Origin of the sequence: Mangrovimonas futianensis, from assembly GCF_021245805.1 — a bacterium.
Classification (GTDB): Bacteria; Bacteroidota; Bacteroidia; order Flavobacteriales; family Flavobacteriaceae; genus Mangrovimonas; species Mangrovimonas futianensis.
The window spans coordinates 24,803-47,597 of sequence record NZ_JAJJNF010000012.1 but is presented as its reverse complement, the minus strand read 5'-3'; the positions used below and the strand labels follow the sequence as shown (position 1 = coordinate 47,597).

Genomic DNA, 22,795 nt, shown 5'->3' with positions numbered 1-22,795 from the left:
TTGTTTTGCTTAACTAATATAGTTCCAAATGTTTTTAAACTTACTAAGTTGCTGGTAGGTTCTTAAAATATTGGTATTTTTTGTTTGTGAGAGTGCGGGATCGTCTTTAAGTACCTTTTTAGCGTAATAGCGCGCCGATTGTAATATGTCTTTATCTTTGACAATATTGGCTATTTTCAGGTTTAAAACGCCGCTTTGTTGGGTTCCCATGATGTCGCCTGGTCCTCGCAATTTTAAATCCACCTCGGCGATTTCAAAGCCATCATTTGTTTTGGTCATGGTTTCCAATCTTATTTTGCTTTCATTCGATAATTTATGCGAGGTCATTAGAATGCAATAACTCTGTTCGCCACCTCTACCCACGCGTCCCCGTAATTGGTGTAATTGCGACAGACCAAAACGTTCGGCACTTTCAATAACCATAACAGTCGCATTGGGCACATTAACGCCAACCTCAATAACAGTAGTAGCCACCATAATTTGTGTTTCTCCTTTTGCGAATCGCTGCATTTCATAATCTTTATCGGCAGGTTTCATTTGACCGTGAACAATAGAGATTTGGTATTGTGGAGCGGGGAAGTCGCGGGCGATACTTTCATAACCGTCCATGAGATCCTTATAGTCCATTTTTTCACTTTCTTGAATCAAGGGGTAAACTACATATATTTGTCTTCCTTTGGTTATTTCATCCCGAATAAACTTAAATACCTTTAGCCGATTGTTGTCATAACGATGAACGGTTTTTATGGGTTGCCTTCCCGGTGGAAGTTCGTCAATTACCGAGATGTCTAAATCACCATAAATGGACATGGCCAAGGTTCTTGGAATTGGGGTGGCAGTCATCACTAAAATATGTGGAGGAATGTGATTTTTTTTCCAAAGTTTACTTCTTTGTGCGACTCCAAATCGGTGTTGTTCATCTATAATGGCCAGTCCTAAATTTTTAAATTTCACCTTGTCTTCCAGTAGGGCATGGGTGCCAATTAGGATCTGTAATTCCCCATTTTCCAAAGATTCATGGATTTCTCTTCTTTCTAAAGTATTACTTGATCCAGTGAGTATTTTTATGCTGATATTCAATAAGTTGCATAATTCACTTAATCCGTTAAAGTGCTGGACTGACAAAATTTCAGTTGGAGCCATTAAACAGGCTTGAAAACCGTTGTCAAGTGCTATGAGCATTGACATGAACGCTACAATGGTCTTGCCAGAACCAACATCTCCTTGAAGAAGTCGGTTCATTTGGGCATTGCTCCCTAAATCAGCCCTAATTTCTTTGATGACTCGCTTCTGGGCTTGCGTTAAATTAAAGGGTAAATGCTCCTTAAAAAAGGTGTTGAAATAGGTGTCTACTTTTTCAAATGTAAAGCCTTTAATTTTTGATTTATGAATGAGGTTTTTTAAAATAAGTTGTAGTTGGATGTAAAATAACTCTTCAAATTTTAATCGAAATTGGGCCTTAGCTAAAAGCTCTTGGGTTTTTGGAAAATGGATATTGAATAAGGCCTCTTTTTTGGAGATTAAGTTTAAATCTTTTAAAATATCCTCAGAAAGGGTTTCTTGGAATTTCCCGTTGGTTTCCAAGAATAAATTCTGCATGATTCCTGTCATGACCTTATTTGTAATTCCCTTGTTGGAAAGCTTTTCAGTCGATGGATAAATCGGTTGCATTGCAGATTTTAAGCTTTTCTCATGATCTATAAGTAGTTCCAAATCTGGGTGCGGCATACTGAAAATGCCATTGTACCAGTTGGTTTTTCCAAAAATGACGTAAGCTTGGTTGGTTTTAAGGCTATCTCTTATCCATTTTTGCCCTCTAAACCAAACCAATTCCATGGTTCCTGTGTCGTCTTGGAAAGTGGCAACTAAGCGCTTTCCTCTTTTTTGAGCTACTTCCTTGAATCCTATGATTTTTCCAATAACCTGTACTTCGGAACTGTTTCTTTGTAATTGACCAATTTTATAATATTGGGTGCGGTCCAAATATCTATTTGGGAATAGATTGATTAAATCTTGATAGGTGTGGATGCCTAATTCCTTACGGAGCAATTCAGCTCGGTTGGGGCCAACGCCTTTTAAGTAATCTATAGGTGTTTGAAGATTGCTAGACATGAGACGAAGATAAATGTATTAAGTGAAAGTTAAAAGCTTTAAAATTTGCGGAAATGACTTTAGGTTTACTATCTTCAAGTTATGAAACCATTTCTTAACCTTTTCTTTGGGCTTTTTAGTCTTTTTATTTATTCACAACAATCAGATAATGTGGATTTTAAAAGTGTTTTAGTAGACTTAAGCTTTAATACTTCGGAAAAACTGGTTATGGGGAATCTTACATACGAATTTGAAATTTTAAAGCCAGTTGACTCGATTTATTTGGATGCCGTTGGAATGATTTTTAAAGATGTGAAGTTGAATAAATCAACCGCAAAATGGGATAATGATGGTGATAAATTTTGGCTTTTGGAGAGGTTGGTTCCAAACAAGAAATATCAATTGAGTTTTACATATCAAGTATCACCTAAAAAAGCACTTTATTTTGTGGGTTGGGATAATGAGGCGCCCAATCAAATTTGGACCCAAGGCCAGGGAAAATATACCAGTCATTGGTTGCCCAGTTTAGACGATACCAATGACAAAATAGAATTTGATTTACAAGTTACCTTTGATAAGGCCTATGAAGTAGTAGCCAATGGAACATTGGTAAATAAAAATGAAAAGAATGGCAAAATCACTTGGACCTATGATATGGAGCGTCCCATGAGTAGTTATTTGGTGGCTTTAGCTATTGGAGACTATGATAAAAAGGAAGAGATATCCAAATCTGGTAAGCCATTAGAAATGTACTATTACCCAAAAGATTCCATGCGTGTAGAACCTACTTATCGATTTTCAAAGACTATGTTTGATTTTTTAGAATCAGAAATAGGCTTTGCTTATCCATGGCAAAACTACAAGCAGATACCGGTGCATGATTTTCTTTATGCAGGTATGGAAAATACCAGTGCCACCATTTTTGCAGATTCATTTGTGATTGATTCCATCTCTTTTGTGGATAAGAATTATGTCAACGTAAACGCCCATGAATTGGCGCACCAATGGTTTGGAGACTATGTGACTGCTAAAAATGGGGATCACCATTGGTTGCAAGAAGGTTTTGCCACCTATTATGCGTTGCTAGCAGAAAGAGAAGTGTTTGGCGAGCATTACTATTTCCAACGCTTATATGAATATTATCAAGAACTCATGCAGCAGGAGCGGGCTGGTCAAGGAACCTCTCTTTTAAATCCTAAGTCAAGTAGTTTGACCTTTTATAAGCATGGAGCTTGGGTTCTGCATGCGCTTAAGGATAAGGTAGGAGATGAAGCTTTTGAAAAGGCGGTTAGAAATTATCTGAATAAACACGCCTATGGTTTGGTTGAGACAAACGATTTTATTTCTGAAGTGGAGCAAGCAAGTGGTTTGAACCTTCATGGTTTCCAGTTGCTTTGGATTGAGAATGTGAAATTCCCTCAAGAACAAGCCTGTGAGCTATTAATGAAATCTGCCTACATCCAAGAGTACGAAATGGCCGATTGCGAAATGAACAGCGGAAAATGCGCCTATTATTTGAATTCAGGTGTTTCTGATTGGACTAAAAGTAAGGTGATAGCTCAGGTTCCAGAAAAAGTGACTGTAGATTTGTTTAATTCTGGTTGGGAGGTGCGTCAGGCCATTGCAGAGAGCGTGAGTAAGATTCCTCAAAACCTGAAGGAGTCCTATGAGTCATTATTGAATGATCCCTCTTATAAAACAATTGAAGCGGCTTTATATCATTTATGGATTAATTTTCCAGAAGATCGAGCTACTTATTTCAAGCAAACCAAAGACCTTGTTGGGTTTCCTGATAAAAACATCAGGTTGCTATGGCTGGCTTTAGCGCTTTCTTCACCAAATTTTGAACCTGAAAATAATGAGACCTATTATTATGAATTGTTAGACTATACCAGTCCGCGATTTGGTTTTGAGGTGCGATTGGGAGCTTTTCAGTACTTGGATGCTTTAAAAGGATGCAATGATATATGCCAGGACAATTTAAAACAAGCTACAAAACACCATAATTGGAGAATGTCTAAGTTTGCTAAAGAAATGTTGGAACGTTTAAAACCTGTTCAAAATTAATGAGAGCTCTAGTAATTTCAGGAGGCGGAAGTAAAGGTGCTTTTGCGGGAGGTGTCGCCCAATACCTTATTGAGGAGAGAGGAAGGCAATATGATATGTATTTAGGAACGTCTACGGGAAGTCTGTTGATTCCGCATTTGGCAGTCAATAAAATTTCCAAGCTTCATGAGATGTTTACTAGTGTACAGCAGCAGGATATTTTTAGTGTCAGCCCATTTGTTCAAAGAAAGAAAGGGGATAGGGAATATGTCTCTATCGATTTTGTCAACTCATTGTGGCAATTTATCAGGCAAAAACGCACGTTTGGAGAGAGTAAGGCCCTCAAAAAGGCTATCAAGCGAAATTTTACTGAAGAGGAATACCATCAAATACTAAATACCAAAGAAGATCTAGTGGTAACTGTTGTTAATCTTTCAACAAATACGACTGAATACAAGTCAATCAAAGAATTTACCTATGAGGAGTTTTGCCAATGGATTTGGATCTCATGTAATTATGTACCTTTTATGTCGTTGGTAAAAGTGGATGGCTATGAGTATGCTGATGGTGGTTTGGGGTGTGTGGTTCCGATTAGGGAGGCGATACAGCGAGGAGCTACCGAGGTGGACGCCATCATCTTAAAATCTGAAAATCTGGAGGGTCAAAAAGTACTTGGAAAAAACCCTTTTTCACTAATGCTTAGCTTGTTTGGACATGTTATGGATCAACTGGAAAAACATGATATTTTAATAGGAAAGTTAGCTGCAAAAAATAGGGGAGTAACCCTAAATCTTTATTATACTCCAACCGAACTTACCGAGAACTCTTTGATTTTTAGTAAAAGGCTCATGAGAAAATGGTGGCAACAAGGTTATGACCATGCCAAGGAAAAACATGAGGAAAAAGCCTCAAGAGATATAGAACTATAAAGTTATTACCACAGCTCGTTTACCTCTTGCTTGATAAAAGCTAAAGCAGCATCACTAGGAGACTGTTTCTCCATCATCTCTTTTAACACAACTTCTCTTAGTTTGTTTGCAGAATCGGTGCTTTCAGGAAGGTTCGCTTTTCTGATTAGTTGAATCGTTGCGTTCTTTGCTGTCGTAATGATGGTCCAGCATTCCGATGAAATATAGATTTGTTGTGCTAAGTTATGTTCAAACTCCTGCTCGATGTTGGCAATAAGTAATTCCTCATAGTCATTCTTTTTTGAAGAAGAGGGAGTAACTCTAATTAGTAACTTAGATGGTTTTATGCGTTCTAAAAACAAGGTCATACGCTCATAAGCTTGAAGCCTCATGGGTAAACTATGCTTGTTATTGTCTTTATTCAATAGGTAATGTAATCTAGCGGTTTCCATTTTGAAGTTTTGACTAAAGAAATAATAAGCAATCATCGCGATAATCAATGCCGGAACCATATAAAGAAGGACGTCAGATATGTCAGAAAAATTCATAATTGAACCAATAAGTTGTTTTACCCGCAAACTTAAGTTGTTTTCATAAGGTCTAAAAGAATTTTAAGAAATATATGTGGGTTTTTCTTCTAAGTTTACATTATTGTAGGTTAAAATTGACTGATTTTAAATTATTGAAAATCAATTAAATAAAAATATAAAATGCATTTCATCGAAAAAATATGCTTTTTATAGATATTTTTATCTATATTAGTAATCCCAAATCGAATGAACTTAATTAGAACCCCAAGTCTAATGAATAAACTAACCAGCTTAAACATGATTCTGCGAAAGAGTATAACCTTTATCTCCCCAAGTAAAAGTTATGCTCCAAGCAGTTTCAGTGTCTTATCAAAAAATAAACCTCTATTCCCAAATCATTAATAGCAAATTCAAAAGAGTTTTTTGATTCTTTTTCATAAGTTGTTGTTTAAAGGCCCTATTTATTTGTTTAATAATAGGGCTTTTATTTTTGCTTATTTTGAAATTCCCCCTAAATAAGGGCAATCCTGAAGGGAAGCCATATTACTGAATGGGACAGGTGTTTTTTGGTAGTGGTAGGTTTTATCCAATTCCTTGGAAAGGTACTGGTCATCTACATTGACGTCTACATCGCTCATTTGTAATTGACAGGGGTGTTCATAACCTGCGGCATGTGTGATTTCCAAGAATTCTTTTCTAAAAGTCTTAAAATATTGAGCCAATCTTTCCGATTTCAAAGGGATGTTTATACCTTTTTGTAGCCACTTGTTTTGTGTTGCTACACCACTTGGGCAGCGGTTGGTATGGCATACTTGTGCTTGAATGCATCCTATGCTCATCATGGCTTCCCGCGCTACATTGATACAATCAACCCCCATGGCAAAGGCCATTGCTGCTTTGGCAGGAAAACCTAGTTTGCCACTTCCTATAAAAACGATTCGTTCAGTCAAATCATGTTGCTGAAACAATTTATACAAATCACTAAAACCATAAACCCAAGGTAGGGAAACATGGTCTGCAAAACTTGGAGGAGCTGCACCAGTGCCACCTTCACCACCATCCACGGTAATAAAATCAGGACCTTTATTGGTGTTTTTCATGATATTTGCCAGTTCCTCCCATTGGTCCAATTTACCTATGGCGGCTTTTATTCCTACAGGCAAACCTGTATTCTCTGCTATCGCCTCGATAAGATCAACCATTTCCTGAACATTAGAAAAGGCTGAATGACTGGGTGGTGATAAAACATCTTTTCCCATTTCTACATGGCGAATATCAGCAATTTCCTTGGTGATTTTCTTAGCAGGTAAAACACCACCTTTGCCAGGTTTGGCCCCTTGAGATAACTTAATTTCGATGGCTTTGATAAAAGGATTTTCCTCAACCAGTTTGACCAATTTTTTCATGGAAAACTGCCCGTTTTTATCCCGAACTCCAAAATAGCCTGTTCCAAAATGAAAAATGACATCACCTCCATGTTTGTGATAGGGCGATAAGCCACCCTCACCCGTATTATGATAAGCTCCTGCAATTTTAACACCTTTATTGAGCGACTCTACCGCTTTGGCTGATAGCGAACCAAAACTCATGGCAGAAACATTAATAACTGAGGCTGGCCTGAATGGTTTTTTTCGTTTGTGATGTAAGCCTATGACTTTTGCACAAGGAAGAAAGGTGTGATCCTTTACGTTGGGGTGATCCCCTTCTATTTTAAAAGGCATCATAGCATTGTTTATAAACACATGTTGGTGTGCATAAATATCCCTGTCGGTTCCAAAGCCTTCATAGTTGTTTTCTTTTTTGGCTGAGGCATAAATCCAACTCCTTTCAATGCGATTGAATGGAAGTTCCTCCCTGTTGTTGGCAACCAAATATTGCCTTAACTCAGGCCCAATGCTCTCTAACCAATATCTTAAATGTCCCACAATAGGGAAATTGTGACTGATAGTATGTCGTTTTTGAATAAAAACATCTCTGATAGCCACTAAGGCTAGAATAATCAGAATCCATCCCCACCAACTAATGTTGCCTAGAAATTCCATAAAAGCGCTCATTTTGTAAGTTTTTTTTGTAAAGGTATCCAAAAATAATCGTTCTAAAAGTATATCTTTATGAAATGACCAAAGCCTTGAAAATCGTATTAATATCCCTAGGGATTTTAATTCTCCTAACTATCCCCGGATATTTTATCCTTCAAAATTATGTAGCAGAAAGGATTGAAGGTGTATTAAAAACCTCTCTGCCAGAAACGGTACAACTTGAGTATCAAAATTTTGATTTGAGCTTGTGGAATGGCACACTTCAACTAGGAGAAATTGTAGGTAGTTATACAGGAAAGCATACTGGAGAGGTGCGGGCAAAACTTGAAATGAAATCCTTGTTTTTGGATGGAATTGGCTTTATGAAATATTTAACCAAGAATGATGTCTTGGTGCAGAATATTCATCTTGATAAACCAAGAATCACCTATTTTCACGACACTAAAATCCCTAATGATTCTTTAAAATCTAACGGAATAAATAATTTAAAACAGCTCGTTTCTTTAGAGAAAATTAAAGTTACAGATGGTTTTATCAAGGTCTTGAATAGGGAAAATGACTCTTTGTTGCTTCAAGTTGATAAATTTCAAATGAATTTTAATGAAGTAGTCATGGATGATGCATCCATCAAAGAAAAGATTCCAGTTAAAGTGGGAAGCTACGGTTTGAGTTTTAAGGATCTTTACTTTCGACTGAACGATTTTGAGAATATTGAGGTTGAAAAGGGAGCTTTTGAGTCGGATGAAATACGTTTTGAAAACCTAGCGCTTTATACCAAATATGACAGAGAAACCATGAACAAGATGATTTCCAAGGAACGCGACCATTACAATCTGATATGTGATTCCATTTCTGTGGATGCGCCTAGGTTTGGTTTTAATAAAGACGAGGTGTTCTACTTTGCTTCTCCACAAGCAAGGATAATGGATGCTGATTTAAAGGTGTATCGAAATAAATTGTTGGCAGATAACCTAAAAATTAAAAAGTTATACAGTGAAGTTATTAGGAATTTTAAGTTTCAATTGAATCTGGAAGAAGTTTTGGTAAAGAATGCCAATATTAGTTATACTGAAAAAGTAAAAGCAGAGAACAAAGGAGGAACCGTTTCCTATAGTGAAATTTATGCCACCATTAAAAAGCTTGGAAACACCTATAAATCTCCAGAAAAGACCTCCGTGGATGTGGATGCTAAGTTTTTTGGAAAAACGCCTTTGAAAGTAACATGGACCTTTGATGTTAACAATCTTTCCAATGCGTTCCAATTTCAAGCAGATATTGGTCATTTAAATGCTAGCCAATTGAACCACTTCACTCAACCTAATATGAACATCAAAGTGAATGGGGAGCTGAAGAATACGCAGTTTACCATTAATGGCAATAACGATTATTCCCATATAGACCTTCGTATCAAGTATGACGATTTTGATGTGGTGGCCTTAAGAAAGGACGGAAAGGAAAAAAATAAATTTCTGTCTGGAGTGCTTCATGTTTTTGTAAAGAATGATAGTAAACATGATGGGAAGGCTTATCGTACAGCCTCAAAGGATCAGGTGCAACGCGATAAAACCAAATCGGTTTTTAACTTCATTTGGAAAACCATCGAATCTGCATTAATGAAAGTGATGGTGCTGGATAGATTATAGGTAATACCCTTCTTTCAATTGTTTATAATTAATCATAAAATTCCTTTACTTATACCTCTTTGTTTGGTTATTTTGAACCTTTAAAATGAAAGAGATTTGGAGAAGTATTTAAGTCAGCTTAACGAAGCCCAATTAGAGCCAACCATACAAAAGGAGGGACCCATGATGATCATTGCCGGAGCGGGTTCTGGTAAGACGAGGGTATTGACCTTCCGTATTGCTTATTTGATGAATCAAGGGATTGATCCCTTCAATATTTTGTCACTTACCTTTACCAATAAGGCTGCAAGGGAGATGAAAGAACGTATCGCCAGTATTGTGGGGCAAAGTGAAGCTAAAAATCTATGGATGGGAACTTTTCACTCGGTGTTTGCAAAGATTCTGCGCATTGAGGCAGACCGTTTGGGGTATCCCAGTAATTTTACCATTTATGACACCCAGGATTCAGACCGCTTGATATCATCCATTATCAAGGAAATGAACCTTGATAAAGATGTGTATAAATACAAGCAAATACGTTCCAGAATATCTTCATTTAAAAACAGTTTAATTACGGTTAGGGCCTATTTCAACAACCCAGAACTGATGGAGGCCGATGCGGCTGCCAGAAGACCACGCATGGGTGATATCTACAAAAATTATGTAGAACGCTGTTTCAAGGCAGGGGCCATGGATTTTGACGATTTATTGCTGAAAACCAATGAACTTTTAACACGATTTCCAGAGGTTTTGGCCAAATACCAAGACCGCTTTAGATATATATTGGTAGATGAGTACCAAGATACCAACCACAGTCAATACTTGATTGTTAGGGCGCTTGCAGACCGTTACCAAAACATCTGTGTGGTAGGTGATGATTCCCAAAGTATTTATGCGTTTAGGGGTGCCAATATCAACAACATTCTCAATTTTCAACGCGATTATGATGATGCCAAGGTGTATCGCTTGGAACAGAATTACAGGTCTACCCAGAATATTGTAAAAGCAGCAAATTCCATAATCGAGAAAAACCAAAGCCGCTTGGATAAGGTGGTATGGACAGCCAATGACGAAGGCGCCAAGATTAAGGTCAATCGCTTGATGACCGATGGGGATGAGGGACGTTTTGTGGCGAGTTCCATTTTGGAAAATAAGATGCAGGAGCAACTTCCCAATGGTGATTTTGCAGTGCTTTACCGTACCAATGCTCAGTCCAGAGCCATAGAGGATGCTTTAAGAAAACGGGACATTCCTTATCGTATTTATGGAGGCTTGTCTTTTTACCAACGAAAGGAAATTAAAGATGTACTGTCTTATTTGCGCTTGATTATCAATCCGGCAGATGAGGAAGCCCTAAAGCGGGTTATTAACTTTCCTGCTAGGGGAATAGGACAAACCACTATAGATCGACTGGTTGTGGTGGCCAATGGTTATAACCGCACCATGTTTGAGGTTATGAAGAATTTGGATAAAGTTGATATTCAAATCAATTCGGGAACCAAAGGGAAACTTCGTGACTTTGTTACCATGATTGAAAGCTTTCAGGTGATGAACCAGAATGTCAATGCTTTTGAATTGGCCGAACATGTGACCAAGACCAGTGGGTTGATTAGGGAATTCAATAAAGACGGTACGCCAGAAGGGGTAGCCCGTATGGAAAACATCGAAGAGCTTTTGAACGGTATCAAGGACTTTGTTGAAGGACAAAAAGAATTGGCAGACGCTACAGGTTCCTTAACCGAGTTTTTGGAAGATGTGGCACTAGCATCCGATTTGGATAATGACAAAGGCGATGATGACCGTGTAGCATTAATGACCATTCACTTGGCAAAAGGATTGGAGTTCCCTTATGTGTATATCGTAGGGATGGAGGAAGATTTGTTTCCAAGTGCCATGAGTATGAATACGCGCAGTGAGTTGGAAGAAGAGAGACGCTTATTTTATGTGGCTTTGACCCGTGCCGAAAAGCAAGCGTATCTTACCTATACCTTATCGCGTTACCGATGGGGAAAATTGATTGATGCCGAACCGAGCCGATTTATTGAAGAGATAGACGACCAGTATTTGGATATTTTAACCCCTATCCAAGAGCAACGATTCAATCCCATGTTGGATGCCGATATTTTTGGAGACCCAGAACCAAATACCATTCGTTTCAAGAAACCTAAGAAGCTTCGGGAAGAAAAGACGCCGCCTAAGTTTATTCCACCCAAAAAGTTAAAGCCTTTAAAGGCTTCTTCAGGAGGTGAAGCGCCCAATTTGTTTGATGGCAAGTTGACCAAAGGAAATATTGTAGAGCATATGCGTTTTGGAAAAGGAGAAGTGTTGAGTATTGAAGGTGCTGGAGCCGATACCAAAGCCGAAATTAACTTTGAAAATGGCGGTGTTAAGAAGCTTCTGCTTCGGTTTGCCAAGTTGGAGGTGATAGGGTAGTAGTGACCTTTTTAAAGGAGAATTTTTAGATAACAATTGAATTTAAAGGTATTGATATAATGGGTATATGTTTATGAGTAAACATATGCACAAGTTACCTGCAAGCTGTATGAACAACACGCTAAAAAAAATAACGCCCTTTCTGATTTTATCAATATCGTCTATAATTTATGCGATATTCATTGTAATTAAGGAAAGAAATTTAGGCTGGGGATTTTTTGCTGTCATTGCTCTTGTCGCAATTGGAATTTTACTGTTTGGAATTGACTTTGGACTTAAAAAGTGGCTTAAGAATTATAAAAAGATATTCTTGACTGAACTAACATTAGTGCTTTTGGTTATCGTAATTTATGGTTATAAGTTCAATCGAACTAAAACACTCATCATTCCAACGGAATTTGACAAAAATTATGTTACAATAGTTTATGGAGTTGAGAACTCAAAAGATTTGTCCATATCAGCTTTGACTTGGAATAAAAATATAGAAATCCCAAAAAGCGGAATTTTATTAACGTCTTCGGACTTTAATGAAAATTTGAAGGAAACAGAAATAAAGACGAACTCTGGAATTTATTTGGGTTCTGACGAAACCGAAAAGGGATTTGTCCGAATGGCAGAATCCGAATTCCAATCAAAAGGACAGAATTACAAATTTCGGACTTGGAAAATACAAGACGGATTTTGTTGTATGTACACAACAGAAGAAGTGGAAAAATATAAAGCGGAATTGAAAACTGAATTTGAAAAAATAAAAGCCAGCAGGTAACACCGGCTATAGTTCATTGCTTCCGACTTTCCTCGCGGAAAGTCCTCGCAAATTTGCTATCTTCGGTTTACGGCGGAAAATCCTAGCGGATTTTCACGCAACGAAACCATAGCCCAACCGTTAGCAACAAGCTGAAAAAACAACTCTGAGATTTGAAATTATTAATCGCATTATCAGTCATACTGACCTTTTCCTCTTGCAATGACAAACGGAATGAATTAGAATCTGAATACCAAAAATGTATAAATGACAAAACTTTTGATAGAGGAATTCTTTACCCAGTGGAAACGTCCGAACCTGATTTTGTGAATTCGGTGAGTGTTTTTGATTCAATTCAAAAGTTCGAATACCACTTGCAAAAAACTGGACAATTAACCGAAATAAATAAAAATGCATATTTAAATTTAGTCAGTGACATTGAACAATCTGAATTTCTTAAAACAGAATTTGAGGAATTTAATTCAATTCATTATTTCATAGAGAATAATTTAATGACAAACCTGTTTTTTGAGGAATTATTTTATGATTGTGCAATAAGTTCCTTTAAAAACCAAATACATTACCAGTTTATTCTTGACACAAAAGACAAAGTTCAACTCAATTCTTATCCGAATAGAGAAATATTGACTGAATTAATTGATAAAGTGGAATTTGACAGCGATACGCAAAGATTAATAGTAACATATCTAATTTATAGCAATTTATATTGGAGATATGAAATGGAATAAAAACTACTTTCAACAATGTATAACCACAATTGCGGCGGATTTGACTACCCTTAGACTACGCTCAAGGCAGTCTAGAATCCACTCGAAATTGCTAACGTCAGTTCTTAACCGAAAATTAACGCAAATAAACCCGTAACTGACGGTTATACAAACCGTTGGCAAATATTAACACCCTGAATTTTCCTGAAATAGGTTGACTAAAAATTAAGCAATTAATTACAGTCACTTATGAAACACGAAAAACAACACTGGCAAAAAAAAAGCTACCAAAAAGTCAATTTAGAGACCAAACTTTTGGTCGTTGACCAAATCCTAACCGGGGACATCTCAAGCAACCAAGCTTCTAAAAAGTACGATGTTCCCAGAACAACAATTTCCTATTGGTTAAGAAAATACAGTACCTTAGTCCAACAAAATACTGGTATGAGTAAGAACGACGAGATAAAAAGACTAAAAGAACGTATTGAAGAACTGGAGTTTCAAAAAGACTTTCAACAGGATATTATAGCTGACATGGAACTTATTACAGGCGTCGATTTGTCAAAAAAGTCATTGCCCAAAACATTAGCAAAAGAGATAGAAAAAAAGAAGAAAGACCGTTTAAAAGAAAATGGATCTACGGATGTTTTGGGATTAGTAAACAAGCCTTCTACAAAAGAATCAAAACCCAACAAAAACAAGAAATAGACCACCAAAAACTAGTTGCTTTAGTTAAGGGTTATCGTAAAAAAGTAGGCTCCAAAACTGGGGGGATCAAACTGTATAAAGAACTAAAACATGAATTTATCAAGAATAACATTAAGATTGGCAGAGATAAATTCTATAGGTTTTTAAGACTCAACAGCTTACTTGTTCCTAAATCTAAAAACTACATCACAACCACTTACTCCAACCACATGTACAAAAAATATAAAAACCTGGTCAAAAACCACATCCCTAGTAGACCCGAACAGCTCTGGGTTAGCGATATCACATATATCAAAACAGAAAACGGCCATAATTACCTAGCCATTGTAACCGATGCATATTCAAAGAAAATAATGGGCTATAAACTTGATAATCAAATGAGAACATCTCTTTGCTTAGAAGCTCTTAATATGGCCATTAAAAACAGAAAATACCCCAAGGAAAACCTCATACACCATTCCGATAGAGGCTTCCAGTATTGCAATCCTAAGTACACTCAGTTTGCAGAAGAAAATGGAATCATCATGAGTATGACCGAGCAATACGACCCTTATGAAAATGCCGTTGCAGAACGCATTAACAGAACCCTAAAACATGAATATGGGCTAAAACAAACCATAAAAAACACCGAGCTGGCACAAAAAATGACCCAACAGGCCGTCTATATTTACAATAACCTAAGAACTCATTTCAGCCTAGATCTGAGAAAACCTGTAGAGGTACATCTCAATCCCGACATCAACTACAAATCGTATCGAAAAAATAATGTAATTTTAAATCCACTAACGATTTGAAACCATCGTTTTGAAAAACCGAATAAAGGTCAACCTATTTCAGTATAATACACCCGTCCGGAAATAAGGCTACATAATTTTAATAATTATGTACAAAAATGACAAAGTAATCAGACGCTACAGCGAATCGTTTAAATTGAAAATTTTAGACGAACTTACCACTGGAAAACTCAACAAGAACCAATTAGGAAAACTTTACGGAATCAATCCTACTACCATCAACGAATGGATCAGGAAATATGAACGTAAAGACCTAATGAACACCAGAATCAAAGTGGAAACAAAAGACGAAATAACACGTATTAAAGAGCTGCAAAAGGAAATTGAACAGCTTAAAAAACTATTGCTCAAAAAGGATCTTGACGCCATGATATTGGATTCCTATCTGGAAGTGGCTGCCGAGAAACTGGGCTACAAAAACGTGGTAGAACTCAAAAAAAAACTAAATACCAAGCCTTAATCAGGGCGAAGACCAAAAGTAACGGATTTGCTTCGCTTGATACTGTTTGCAGCTGTTTTGGCTTGAAACGCGATGCTTATTACAAATATAAGCATAGGGAAAACCAGCGTTTACAACTCGAACAACAAATCGTTCAAATAGTCAAAAGGCGACGCAAATCCTTACCCAGAGAAGGGGTTCGGAAAATGATGAAATCACTGGATGTAGAGTTTAACAAGGCCAATATCAAAGTTGGTAGGGATACGCTTTTAAATGTGCTTAGGGCCAACAACATGTTGACCTTAAGGAAAAAGTACAGTGCAAAAACCACCAATTCCTTGCACAGGTTCCGTAAGTACAAGAACATTGCTAAAGGCGTCATTGTAACAAGACCTAACCAAGTTTGGGTAAGTGATATCACCTACATTAGAACCCTGAAAGGATTTTGTTATCTGGCTTTGATTACTGATGCCTATTCCAGGAAAATAGTCGGCTACGACCTAAGTGATAGCCTGGAACTAAGCGGTTGTGTCAGGGCATTAAATAAGGCTTTATATCAAGCAAAGGACATTAATGGACTCATACATCATTCGGACAGAGGAATACAATATTGCAGCAATGTATACACCCAGATACTTAAAAGAAAACACATAGGGATAAGTATGACCGAAGAAAACCATTGCTATGAAAATGCTATGGCAGAGCGGGTAAACGGCATCCTAAAAGATGAGTTCTATCTCGATCAAACCTTTATGGATACAGCTCACGCAAAGAGGGCTACAAAAAATGCCATTAAATTATATAACGAAGTCAGATTACACTTATCTTTAGATTTCAAAACACCAAATATGGTATACAAATTAACTGCTTAAAACTATGTTTAACCTGTAGCCATATTTCAGGACGAGACATTTGAAAAAAAATGAAAAACAATAGAATAAGTACATACCTATTAATTCTTTTTTTAATCATTTCATGTGGAAAAGATGATGATTCATCTAGTAATCTCCCTCCAAATGATTTCCAATTATTACAAGTCGAAAATAACGCAATAAATGTATCACTAAATCCTCAGCTAGTTTGGGAAAATGCATTAGATCCTGATGGAGATACAGTAACATATACTTTATTACTTGATTTAGGAATTGAGAATCCTGTAACCACAATCTCCTCAAATATAACATCAACAAGTTTTAATATTGTAACAGAATTAGAACGAAATAGCAACTATTTTTGGCGGATTATTGCTACAGATAATAATGGAAATACAACGGAAAGTGAAGTATTTACATTTACAACAATAGAAATCACTCAAACACTAGTAACTTCAAACGCAGATTTTTCTACCAGAACAGAGCATAGTCTAATTGAATTTAATGGTAAGTTATGGGTCATTGGGGGCTATCACGCATCCAATGGAGGTATTAATGGAGGATTATTGAACGATGTGTGGTCTTCTTCTGATGGTATAAATTGGACTGAAGAAGTTCCAAATAATTCGCCCAAATCATTTACACCAAGAACAGATCATACTACATTAGTTTTTCAGAATAAGATTTGGGTCATTAGTGGAGGTGGAACGGCATCTCTTCTTAATGATGTTTGGTCTTCACCAGATGGTATTACTTGGACTCAAGAAACTGCAAGTGCTAATTTTCCTGCAAGATATGCACATACTAGTGTCGTCTTTGATAACCGAATATGGATTATTGGTGGACGAAGTCAATCTTCTTCTTATCTTAATGACGTTTGGTCAAGTACGGATGGTGTTACATGGACACAAGAAACCAATAATGCCGCTTTCATGCCGAGAGGATTTCACAGCTGCGGAGTATTTCAAGAAAAAATATGGGTTATTGGGGGTTATGTTTCTGGTAACATGAATGACATTTGGTCGAGTAGTGATGGGATTAATTGGATTGAAGAGACATCAAACAGCGGGTTTTCAGAAAGAAGAGGACAATCGACAGTTATATACAAAAATAGGATATGGGTAATCGCTGGTGACTTAAACAATGATGTTTGGTCAAGTGCGGATGGTATTAACTGGAAGGTAGAAATATCAAATGCAAATTTTGCTGGAAGAGGAGATCAAGCTAATGTTGTATTTGACGATAAGTTATGGATTGTTGGTGGATGGATGGGCAGTTTATTAAACGATATTTGGTATTTAGATTAACCGATTAATAAAAAGAAACTGTTTACAACACGAGGCTATAATTCATTTTGCTTTAATTGCTGATTTAGAACCAAAACAACACAGCAAATCATACACAATACCGTTGGTAAACATTTAAGTCACCTTGATAAGTAAAAAAAATAAAGACTAAAAATAAAAATATGATTAAGAAATTACACCTGATTTTACTACTGATTTTACCAATTACAGTGTTTGGACAATTATCGGAATCACTTGAGGAAATGAAAGCCGATAAAAATGCTGACTATGAAAAATATGAACCTTTATTATTTAAAGCAACTGAATATATATTTGACAATCCTGTAAACGTAAAATCAAAGGAATTTATTTCTGCAACACAAATTGTCGGGTTTTGGATGAATAAAGATATAGGAATGGGAATTCCAACGTTTGGGAATTTTTTCACTTCTTTGACCAATGAAAATAAACAGCAATTTTTATACACGGTTGCAATGATCAATTATGGTTTAGATCAAAAAATAAATCACGACCGAATTTTAACTTGTAAAAAAATTGACGGACAAAAATTCAGCGAACAAGAAGATGTTAGAGAAGTTCAACTTGGCGGAGCGAAAATTTTGTTAGAATATCTCGGAAATAAAAAGAATAACGTTCCAATAAACTCAAAGACAAAAAAATATCTGAAGGCATACAATAAAGGAAATTTGGACGAAATATTTTTTGACTAAAAATCGGAATAAAAAGCGTGCCACAACAACGTATAAAATTAATTGCTAGTGCAAGCCTACTTCTGAAAATCCTCGCGGATTTCTCGCAACGAGCCATACACAAAACCGTTGGCAACAAGCTGAAAACCAATCGACAATCAATGAAATTTAGATTAATAGTTCTCGGATTTTTTTCAATTTTTTTATTGAGTTGCGGACATTCAAAACGAAAATCTGACTTAATAACAAATTATGAAGAACGTTCATCTGAAATAATGAAAGTCAAGAACTATTTTGAACAAATTGTTCCTGAAAATTTCAATGTTAGAATACGTTATGAATCATCTGATGAAATAGATTTAGTTGTTTATGAACGACTAAATGGCTCAACGGACAATGAATTGTTATTTCGGAAATGGAACATTGACGTTGACAATTACATAGAAGAACCTCAAAGTGATTATGACAAAAAATATCACGGAAAAACAAACTCATTCGAACTTGCCAAGACTAAACTTAATTGGACAAATGAGACTATCGAAAAACTATATGAAAAATTGGAAACCGCAGATTGTATAGGAATATCTAATTGGGAACCAGTAGAAATTGAATATGGATATAATGGCCTAGGAGTTTATTCGTATAAAATATTTAGAGAGAAACTAAACGAGGAATTAATCGAGAAGTATAACGATGGTTGCAATAACATTTATTACAAAGATAATATTGTGTTATCGTATGGTGGAGGCGCAATCGGAATGCAATGTTTTGAAGATTATAAACGGAAATAAAGCCAGCACAAAACAATGTATAACCGTAATTACGGCGGATTCGACAACCCTTAGACTACGCCCAAGGCAGACTAGAATCCACACGGAATTGCTACTGATAGTGCTAAACCAAAAACCAAAGTAAACCAAACAGATAACTGACGGTTATACAAACCGTTAGCTGTAATTAAAACCAAAAATGACTAAAAAAATATTTGTATCAACATTCTTAATTATTCTTTGCAATCTTACAACAGCACAAGAAAAATTTTCACACTCAATTGGAGCAACTGGATTTATTGGCACAAGAAAAGCAAGCTTGCATGCAATTGGTGTAACATATTCACCCAGATTTAACGTTTTAGAAATTGGAAATTCTTCTACTTTATCGATTGGAACTAATATTGGAATTGGATATAATATAGATTATAATTTTGTGGATGATAATCAAATTACATTTCATATTCCAATAACCATTGATTATAATTTTGGACTTGGAAGTGGTAGAGAATCATCGCAAAATAATAATGGTGGGTTTATAGGTATTGGATATAGTTTCGAACAAGCTGGTCGTAATATTAATAACGGAATAATAAATGATGTCATTTTAGTCAAAAAAGCAATGAATGGACCAATTGCAAATGTTGGTTACAGGTTTAAAATAGGCTCTGAACTATTTGGAATACGAGCTTCTTATTTGTATGGCACAGGTGATTTTGGTGGCGGCTATTTATCTACGCTATCGCTACAATATATTTTTAACTAAAACTATTGCCAACATTGTATAAAAATAATGCTTAAGTTTAATCCTAAATCAAAAGGTTAGTGCGTATTTGGTTACTCTGATTTTCCCACGGAAAATCCTCGCGGATTTTGCTACGCCAGTTCGCACTTCGTGCTCGTGTCACGCAACGAAACTATACACAAACCGTTAGCCACAAGTTGATATTCAGATACTGAAATGAAAAAAACTATTCCAATAATATTTATTATTTTAATAATCTACTTATTTTATAAATTTTTAGCTGGATATGATGATCTAAATTATAATAAATACGGAATAGAATATAATAACGAAAGAAAAAAAATAGATATAACTGAAATACCCGAAACTTTTGAATTGACTGAAAAACCGATTATTACATTTTTTGATTATTTTAATGCGAGTGGTATTTACTCTCTTGAATACACGACGAAGTTAAACTTGGATTCTGGGCTTGTAAAAAAGAGAATAGATGTGGATGAAAACGGAATAGGAATAATCAGAGAATATAGTTACTATAAGAAAGGTAATGATACAATTATAGACATTCACAATTATTATGAATAAAAAACCAGTGGCTACACCGTATAACAACAATTGCGGCTTTTTGTCCTGCGGACACAACCGCGCAAGCATAAAAGTCAGGAATTTTAGCTATCTTAATTTTAAACCAATCCGCAACTGATTGTTATACAAGACCGTTGGATTATTTTTAACCTACCATCGAACCTAATGGAAAAGGAATTTGCAAAAGTAATGTCCGAGAGGACAGATGAAGAATTAATAAGGATTGTAACAGTCGAAAGAGAAAGATATAATGCGACAGCAATTGAAGCAGCGGATGCCGAAGTCGAAAAGCGGAATATTGATAAAAGCGAGTTTGAAAAAATAAAAGAACAAGCAACTGTGAAAATTGAACAAAAACAAAAAGTTGATTCAAACGTTGTTAGTTCAGGAATAAGATTTTTACACTACATAATTGACTTGATCATTTTCTATTTATTGATTTTAGTAATATTTATAATTCTAGGACTTTTTATAACCCCAACTTCGGACAACTATATTGGTGGTTTACTGACTTTTATAACGATTTTTGGGGCTTTCTTGACATATTATGCAGTAATGGAAATAAAGTTTCAAAAAACGGTTGGTAAATTTATCACTAAAACCAAAGTAGTTAGAATAGATGGTAATAAAGCAACAACTTCTGAGATTATAATCAGAACTATATGCCGATTGATTCCCTTCGATGGAATATCATACTTATTTGTAAAGAATGGATTTCACGACTATTTGTCAAAAACTAAAGTGATAAAAGGCAACCCAAAATAAAATATTAATGCTAACACCGTGTATATTCATTCATTCTAATTTTCTTCACGGAAAGTCCTCGCAAACGCGTAATGTCCGTTTCCTTTTTCTATCTTTAAACCCTACTACGCCGCAACGACGGCGTTGCACAAACCGTTGGCAAAATTTGAAAAAACCAAAGTGAATTAATGAAACGCCCTTTTAAGCCTTCAAAATCTAATATAATTTATGCTTCAATTGTCGCTGTAATTATAGTTTTCTTTAACATCCGAATTTACGGTTTTGATGCATATACTTTTGGAATTAGTATCGGCTCTATAATTGGAATAATATTAGTTCCGACATTATTAGCATTACTATTTTGGTTTATACTTGGACAAAAAGAAAACGGAGGAACAACAACATTTAATGTAGTATTGACATTAATGTTTTTAGGTTCAATTAGCGAATTCGGACAAATTGCAAAAGACAGACAAAAGCCAATAGATGATTTACAAAAAGCAGTATCTGAATATAAAGAAAGTACTTTAGCTAATCCTGATTCGACAGATTCAAACTACAATGTATTATCAGCTAATGTCAAAAACTCAATTGATGACTTAATAAAAAGTAGTGTTGGCGAAGAAAGAAAAGTGTGGTTAGCTTTGAAAGACTTTTTTAGAAAATCTGATAGCACTAACATTGCATGGAATAAAGCTTACAATGCGTTTGCTGAACCTCGGATTTTGGATTTTAATAAATTAAATAATAAAGAGGAGTTTGAATTCCAAAAACAAACTGTTCAAGAATATATTAACCAATCAGACAATTTTAAAGCTTTCGTAGAAAATAGAGTTGACTATTTAAAAGAACAAACTAAAAGAATTGATAAAAGCAATAAAGCTTATAAAGGCTTTATAAAAGGATTGACAAAAAAGGACTCAATACAAAAACCAAATTTTATGCCTTACATCAATGCTCACATTGAATACGGTCAAGGAATAAAAACAATAATTGAACTTTTAGAAAATGAACAAGGTAATTGGAGTTATGATAATGAAACTGATACCTTGATATTTGAAAATTTGAAAGCTCAAACAACATATGAAAGCATTTTAAATGAAGCTATTTCAAATGAAGAAATTGTGAATGAACTTTCCAATAAGTTAGTAGAAATAATGTAAAAAAACTTTTGCCAACAATGTATAACCGCAATTACGGCGGATTCGACCACCCTTCGACTACGCTCAGGGCAGGCTAGAATCCTCTCGGAATTGCTAACGCCAGTTCTAAACCGAAAAACAAAGTAAACCAAGCCGATACCTGATGGTTATATAGACCGTTGCCGCACATTTGAGAAAATCGTCACGAATTGAAAATCCCGAAAAAAATATCATACACAATTGGAGTTTTAGCATTAATCGGAATTGTAATAATTTTCGATATTGCCGACAGAGGACAATTCTATTCTGAAAATCTTCCAACTGACGAACAAAATATATTTGAATGGAAAGACCATTATGACGAATATCAAGACCATAGAAATATTTATAAAGAACATTTCGGATTTGGAAAAAATAAATTCCCAAGAGAGCACGTTGCGAAAATTAAGCTGTTTAAGAATAGCTTTCTAACCAGTCGTTTTACTTCCAAAACCGTGTCGCAATTGAATAAGGCTGATTTGATTACATTTTTCAATAATCCTAGCAATTTCAATTGGTCAGAGACTACATGGAGTTTATCTGAATCAGAATATATTTTGAGATTTTATAACTTAGAAAATAAGCAAATTGGAAAGGTTTGGTTGTGTTTGGAAGGTTGTGGAATGACAGAATCGGAACCATTTTCACCGAATATGAAATATGGTGGTTTAAGCAAAGTTGGAAAAGAAAACTTAAATTTTATATTAAATGAAATATTTACAGAATAAAAAAACGTTGCACAACACCTTGTATAATTCATTGCTTCTGATTTTCCTGCGGGAATTTCTCGTAAACATAACCACACCACTCTTATACAAA

21 protein-coding genes are annotated in these 22,795 nt (G+C 35.6%); 18 read left to right on the top strand and 3 right to left on the bottom strand.

Features of this window, described 5'->3' with window-relative positions:
* Window positions 1-9: 9 nt before the first annotated feature.
* The gene (gene recG / locus LOK78_RS15865) at window positions 10-2,112 is read right to left on the bottom strand and encodes an ATP-dependent DNA helicase RecG (RefSeq protein ID WP_232635592.1); all 2,103 of its coding nucleotides are present in this window, start codon (window positions 2,110-2,112) and stop codon (window positions 10-12) included.
* A gap of 81 nt (window positions 2,113-2,193) precedes the next feature.
* On the opposite strand from recG, the gene LOK78_RS15860 reads away from it, so the two are divergent.
* Both LOK78_RS15860 and LOK78_RS15855 read left to right on the top strand, forming a co-directional pair.
* The gene (locus tag LOK78_RS15860) at window positions 2,194-4,158 is read left to right on the top strand and encodes a M1 family metallopeptidase (protein ID WP_232635591.1); all 1,965 of its coding nucleotides are present in this window, start codon (window positions 2,194-2,196) and stop codon (window positions 4,156-4,158) included.
* Window positions 4,158-5,066: a patatin-like phospholipase family protein gene (locus LOK78_RS15855; protein WP_232635590.1), complete on the top strand. Its 909-nt coding sequence runs from the start codon at window positions 4,158-4,160 to the stop codon at window positions 5,064-5,066. Before LOK78_RS15860 ends, LOK78_RS15855 begins: the two co-directional genes overlap by 1 nt.
* Window positions 5,067-5,071: 5 nt before the next feature.
* Here LOK78_RS15855 and LOK78_RS15850 read toward each other — a convergent pair whose 3' ends face one another.
* The gene (locus LOK78_RS15850; RefSeq protein ID WP_232395156.1) at window positions 5,072-5,593 is read right to left on the bottom strand and encodes a DUF7935 family protein; all 522 of its coding nucleotides are present in this window, start codon (window positions 5,591-5,593) and stop codon (window positions 5,072-5,074) included.
* Window positions 5,594-6,069: 476 nt separating this feature from the next.
* A complete protein-coding gene (locus LOK78_RS15845) occupies window positions 6,070-7,629 on the bottom strand; it encodes an FMN-binding glutamate synthase family protein (RefSeq protein ID WP_053970428.1) in 1,560 nt (519 codons plus the stop codon).
* Window positions 7,630-7,691: 62 nt separating this feature from the next.
* Here LOK78_RS15845 and LOK78_RS15840 point away from each other — a divergent pair, with 62 nt between their 5' ends.
* From LOK78_RS15840 to LOK78_RS15765, 16 genes are all read left to right on the top strand, one after another.
* On the top strand, window positions 7,692-9,257 hold the full coding sequence (locus LOK78_RS15840) for a hypothetical protein (RefSeq protein ID WP_232635589.1): 1,566 nt from the start codon (window positions 7,692-7,694) through the stop codon (window positions 9,255-9,257).
* 96 nt (window positions 9,258-9,353) lie between these two features.
* Window positions 9,354-11,669, top strand: a complete 2,316-nt coding sequence (locus LOK78_RS15835) for an ATP-dependent helicase (protein WP_232635588.1) — start codon at window positions 9,354-9,356, stop codon at window positions 11,667-11,669.
* A gap of 73 nt (window positions 11,670-11,742) precedes the next feature.
* Window positions 11,743-12,435, top strand: coding sequence for a hypothetical protein (locus LOK78_RS15830; RefSeq protein ID WP_232635587.1), 693 nt, complete (start codon window positions 11,743-11,745; stop codon window positions 12,433-12,435).
* A 152-nt stretch (window positions 12,436-12,587) separates the two neighbouring features.
* A complete protein-coding gene (locus LOK78_RS15825; protein ID WP_232635586.1) occupies window positions 12,588-13,163 on the top strand; it encodes a hypothetical protein in 576 nt (191 codons plus the stop codon).
* A gap of 228 nt (window positions 13,164-13,391) precedes the next feature.
* Window positions 13,392-13,850, top strand: a complete 459-nt coding sequence (locus LOK78_RS15820) for a helix-turn-helix domain-containing protein (protein WP_232635585.1) — start codon at window positions 13,392-13,394, stop codon at window positions 13,848-13,850.
* The gene (locus tag LOK78_RS15815) at window positions 13,778-14,644 is read left to right on the top strand and encodes an IS3 family transposase (protein WP_336246341.1); all 867 of its coding nucleotides are present in this window, start codon (window positions 13,778-13,780) and stop codon (window positions 14,642-14,644) included. Before LOK78_RS15820 ends, LOK78_RS15815 begins: the two co-directional genes overlap by 73 nt.
* An 88-nt stretch (window positions 14,645-14,732) precedes the next feature.
* Window positions 14,733-15,104: a transposase gene (locus tag LOK78_RS15810; protein ID WP_232635584.1), complete on the top strand. Its 372-nt coding sequence runs from the start codon at window positions 14,733-14,735 to the stop codon at window positions 15,102-15,104.
* Window positions 15,017-15,955 carry an IS3 family transposase gene (locus tag LOK78_RS15805; RefSeq protein ID WP_336246340.1) on the top strand — a complete coding sequence of 313 codons (939 nt, stop codon included), beginning with the start codon at window positions 15,017-15,019 and terminating at the stop codon, window positions 15,953-15,955. The genes LOK78_RS15810 and LOK78_RS15805 overlap by 88 nt, the downstream gene beginning before the upstream one ends.
* A 50-nt stretch (window positions 15,956-16,005) precedes the next feature.
* Complete coding sequence (locus tag LOK78_RS15800) at window positions 16,006-17,262, top strand: Kelch repeat-containing protein (protein ID WP_232635583.1); 1,257 nt, start codon at window positions 16,006-16,008, stop codon at window positions 17,260-17,262.
* A gap of 161 nt (window positions 17,263-17,423) precedes the next feature.
* The gene (locus tag LOK78_RS15795; RefSeq protein ID WP_232635582.1) at window positions 17,424-17,972 is read left to right on the top strand and encodes a hypothetical protein; all 549 of its coding nucleotides are present in this window, start codon (window positions 17,424-17,426) and stop codon (window positions 17,970-17,972) included.
* A 254-nt stretch (window positions 17,973-18,226) separates the two neighbouring features.
* On the top strand, window positions 18,227-18,742 hold the full coding sequence (locus LOK78_RS15790; RefSeq protein ID WP_232635581.1) for a hypothetical protein: 516 nt from the start codon (window positions 18,227-18,229) through the stop codon (window positions 18,740-18,742).
* Between the two features lie 178 nt (window positions 18,743-18,920).
* Window positions 18,921-19,487 (top strand): hypothetical protein, encoded by a 567-nt coding sequence (locus tag LOK78_RS15785; protein WP_232635580.1) that lies wholly within the window; start codon window positions 18,921-18,923, stop codon window positions 19,485-19,487.
* A 195-nt stretch (window positions 19,488-19,682) separates the two neighbouring features.
* Entirely contained in the window at window positions 19,683-20,051 is a 369-nt protein-coding gene (locus LOK78_RS15780; protein ID WP_232635579.1) for a hypothetical protein, read from the top strand.
* Between the two features lie 165 nt (window positions 20,052-20,216).
* Entirely contained in the window at window positions 20,217-20,816 is a 600-nt protein-coding gene (locus LOK78_RS15775; RefSeq protein WP_232635578.1) for an RDD family protein, read from the top strand.
* Between the two features lie 167 nt (window positions 20,817-20,983).
* Window positions 20,984-21,958, top strand: a complete 975-nt coding sequence (locus LOK78_RS15770; RefSeq protein ID WP_232635577.1) for a hypothetical protein — start codon at window positions 20,984-20,986, stop codon at window positions 21,956-21,958.
* A gap of 188 nt (window positions 21,959-22,146) precedes the next feature.
* On the top strand, window positions 22,147-22,704 hold the full coding sequence (locus LOK78_RS15765; protein WP_232635576.1) for a hypothetical protein: 558 nt from the start codon (window positions 22,147-22,149) through the stop codon (window positions 22,702-22,704).
* Window positions 22,705-22,795 lie beyond the last annotated feature (91 nt).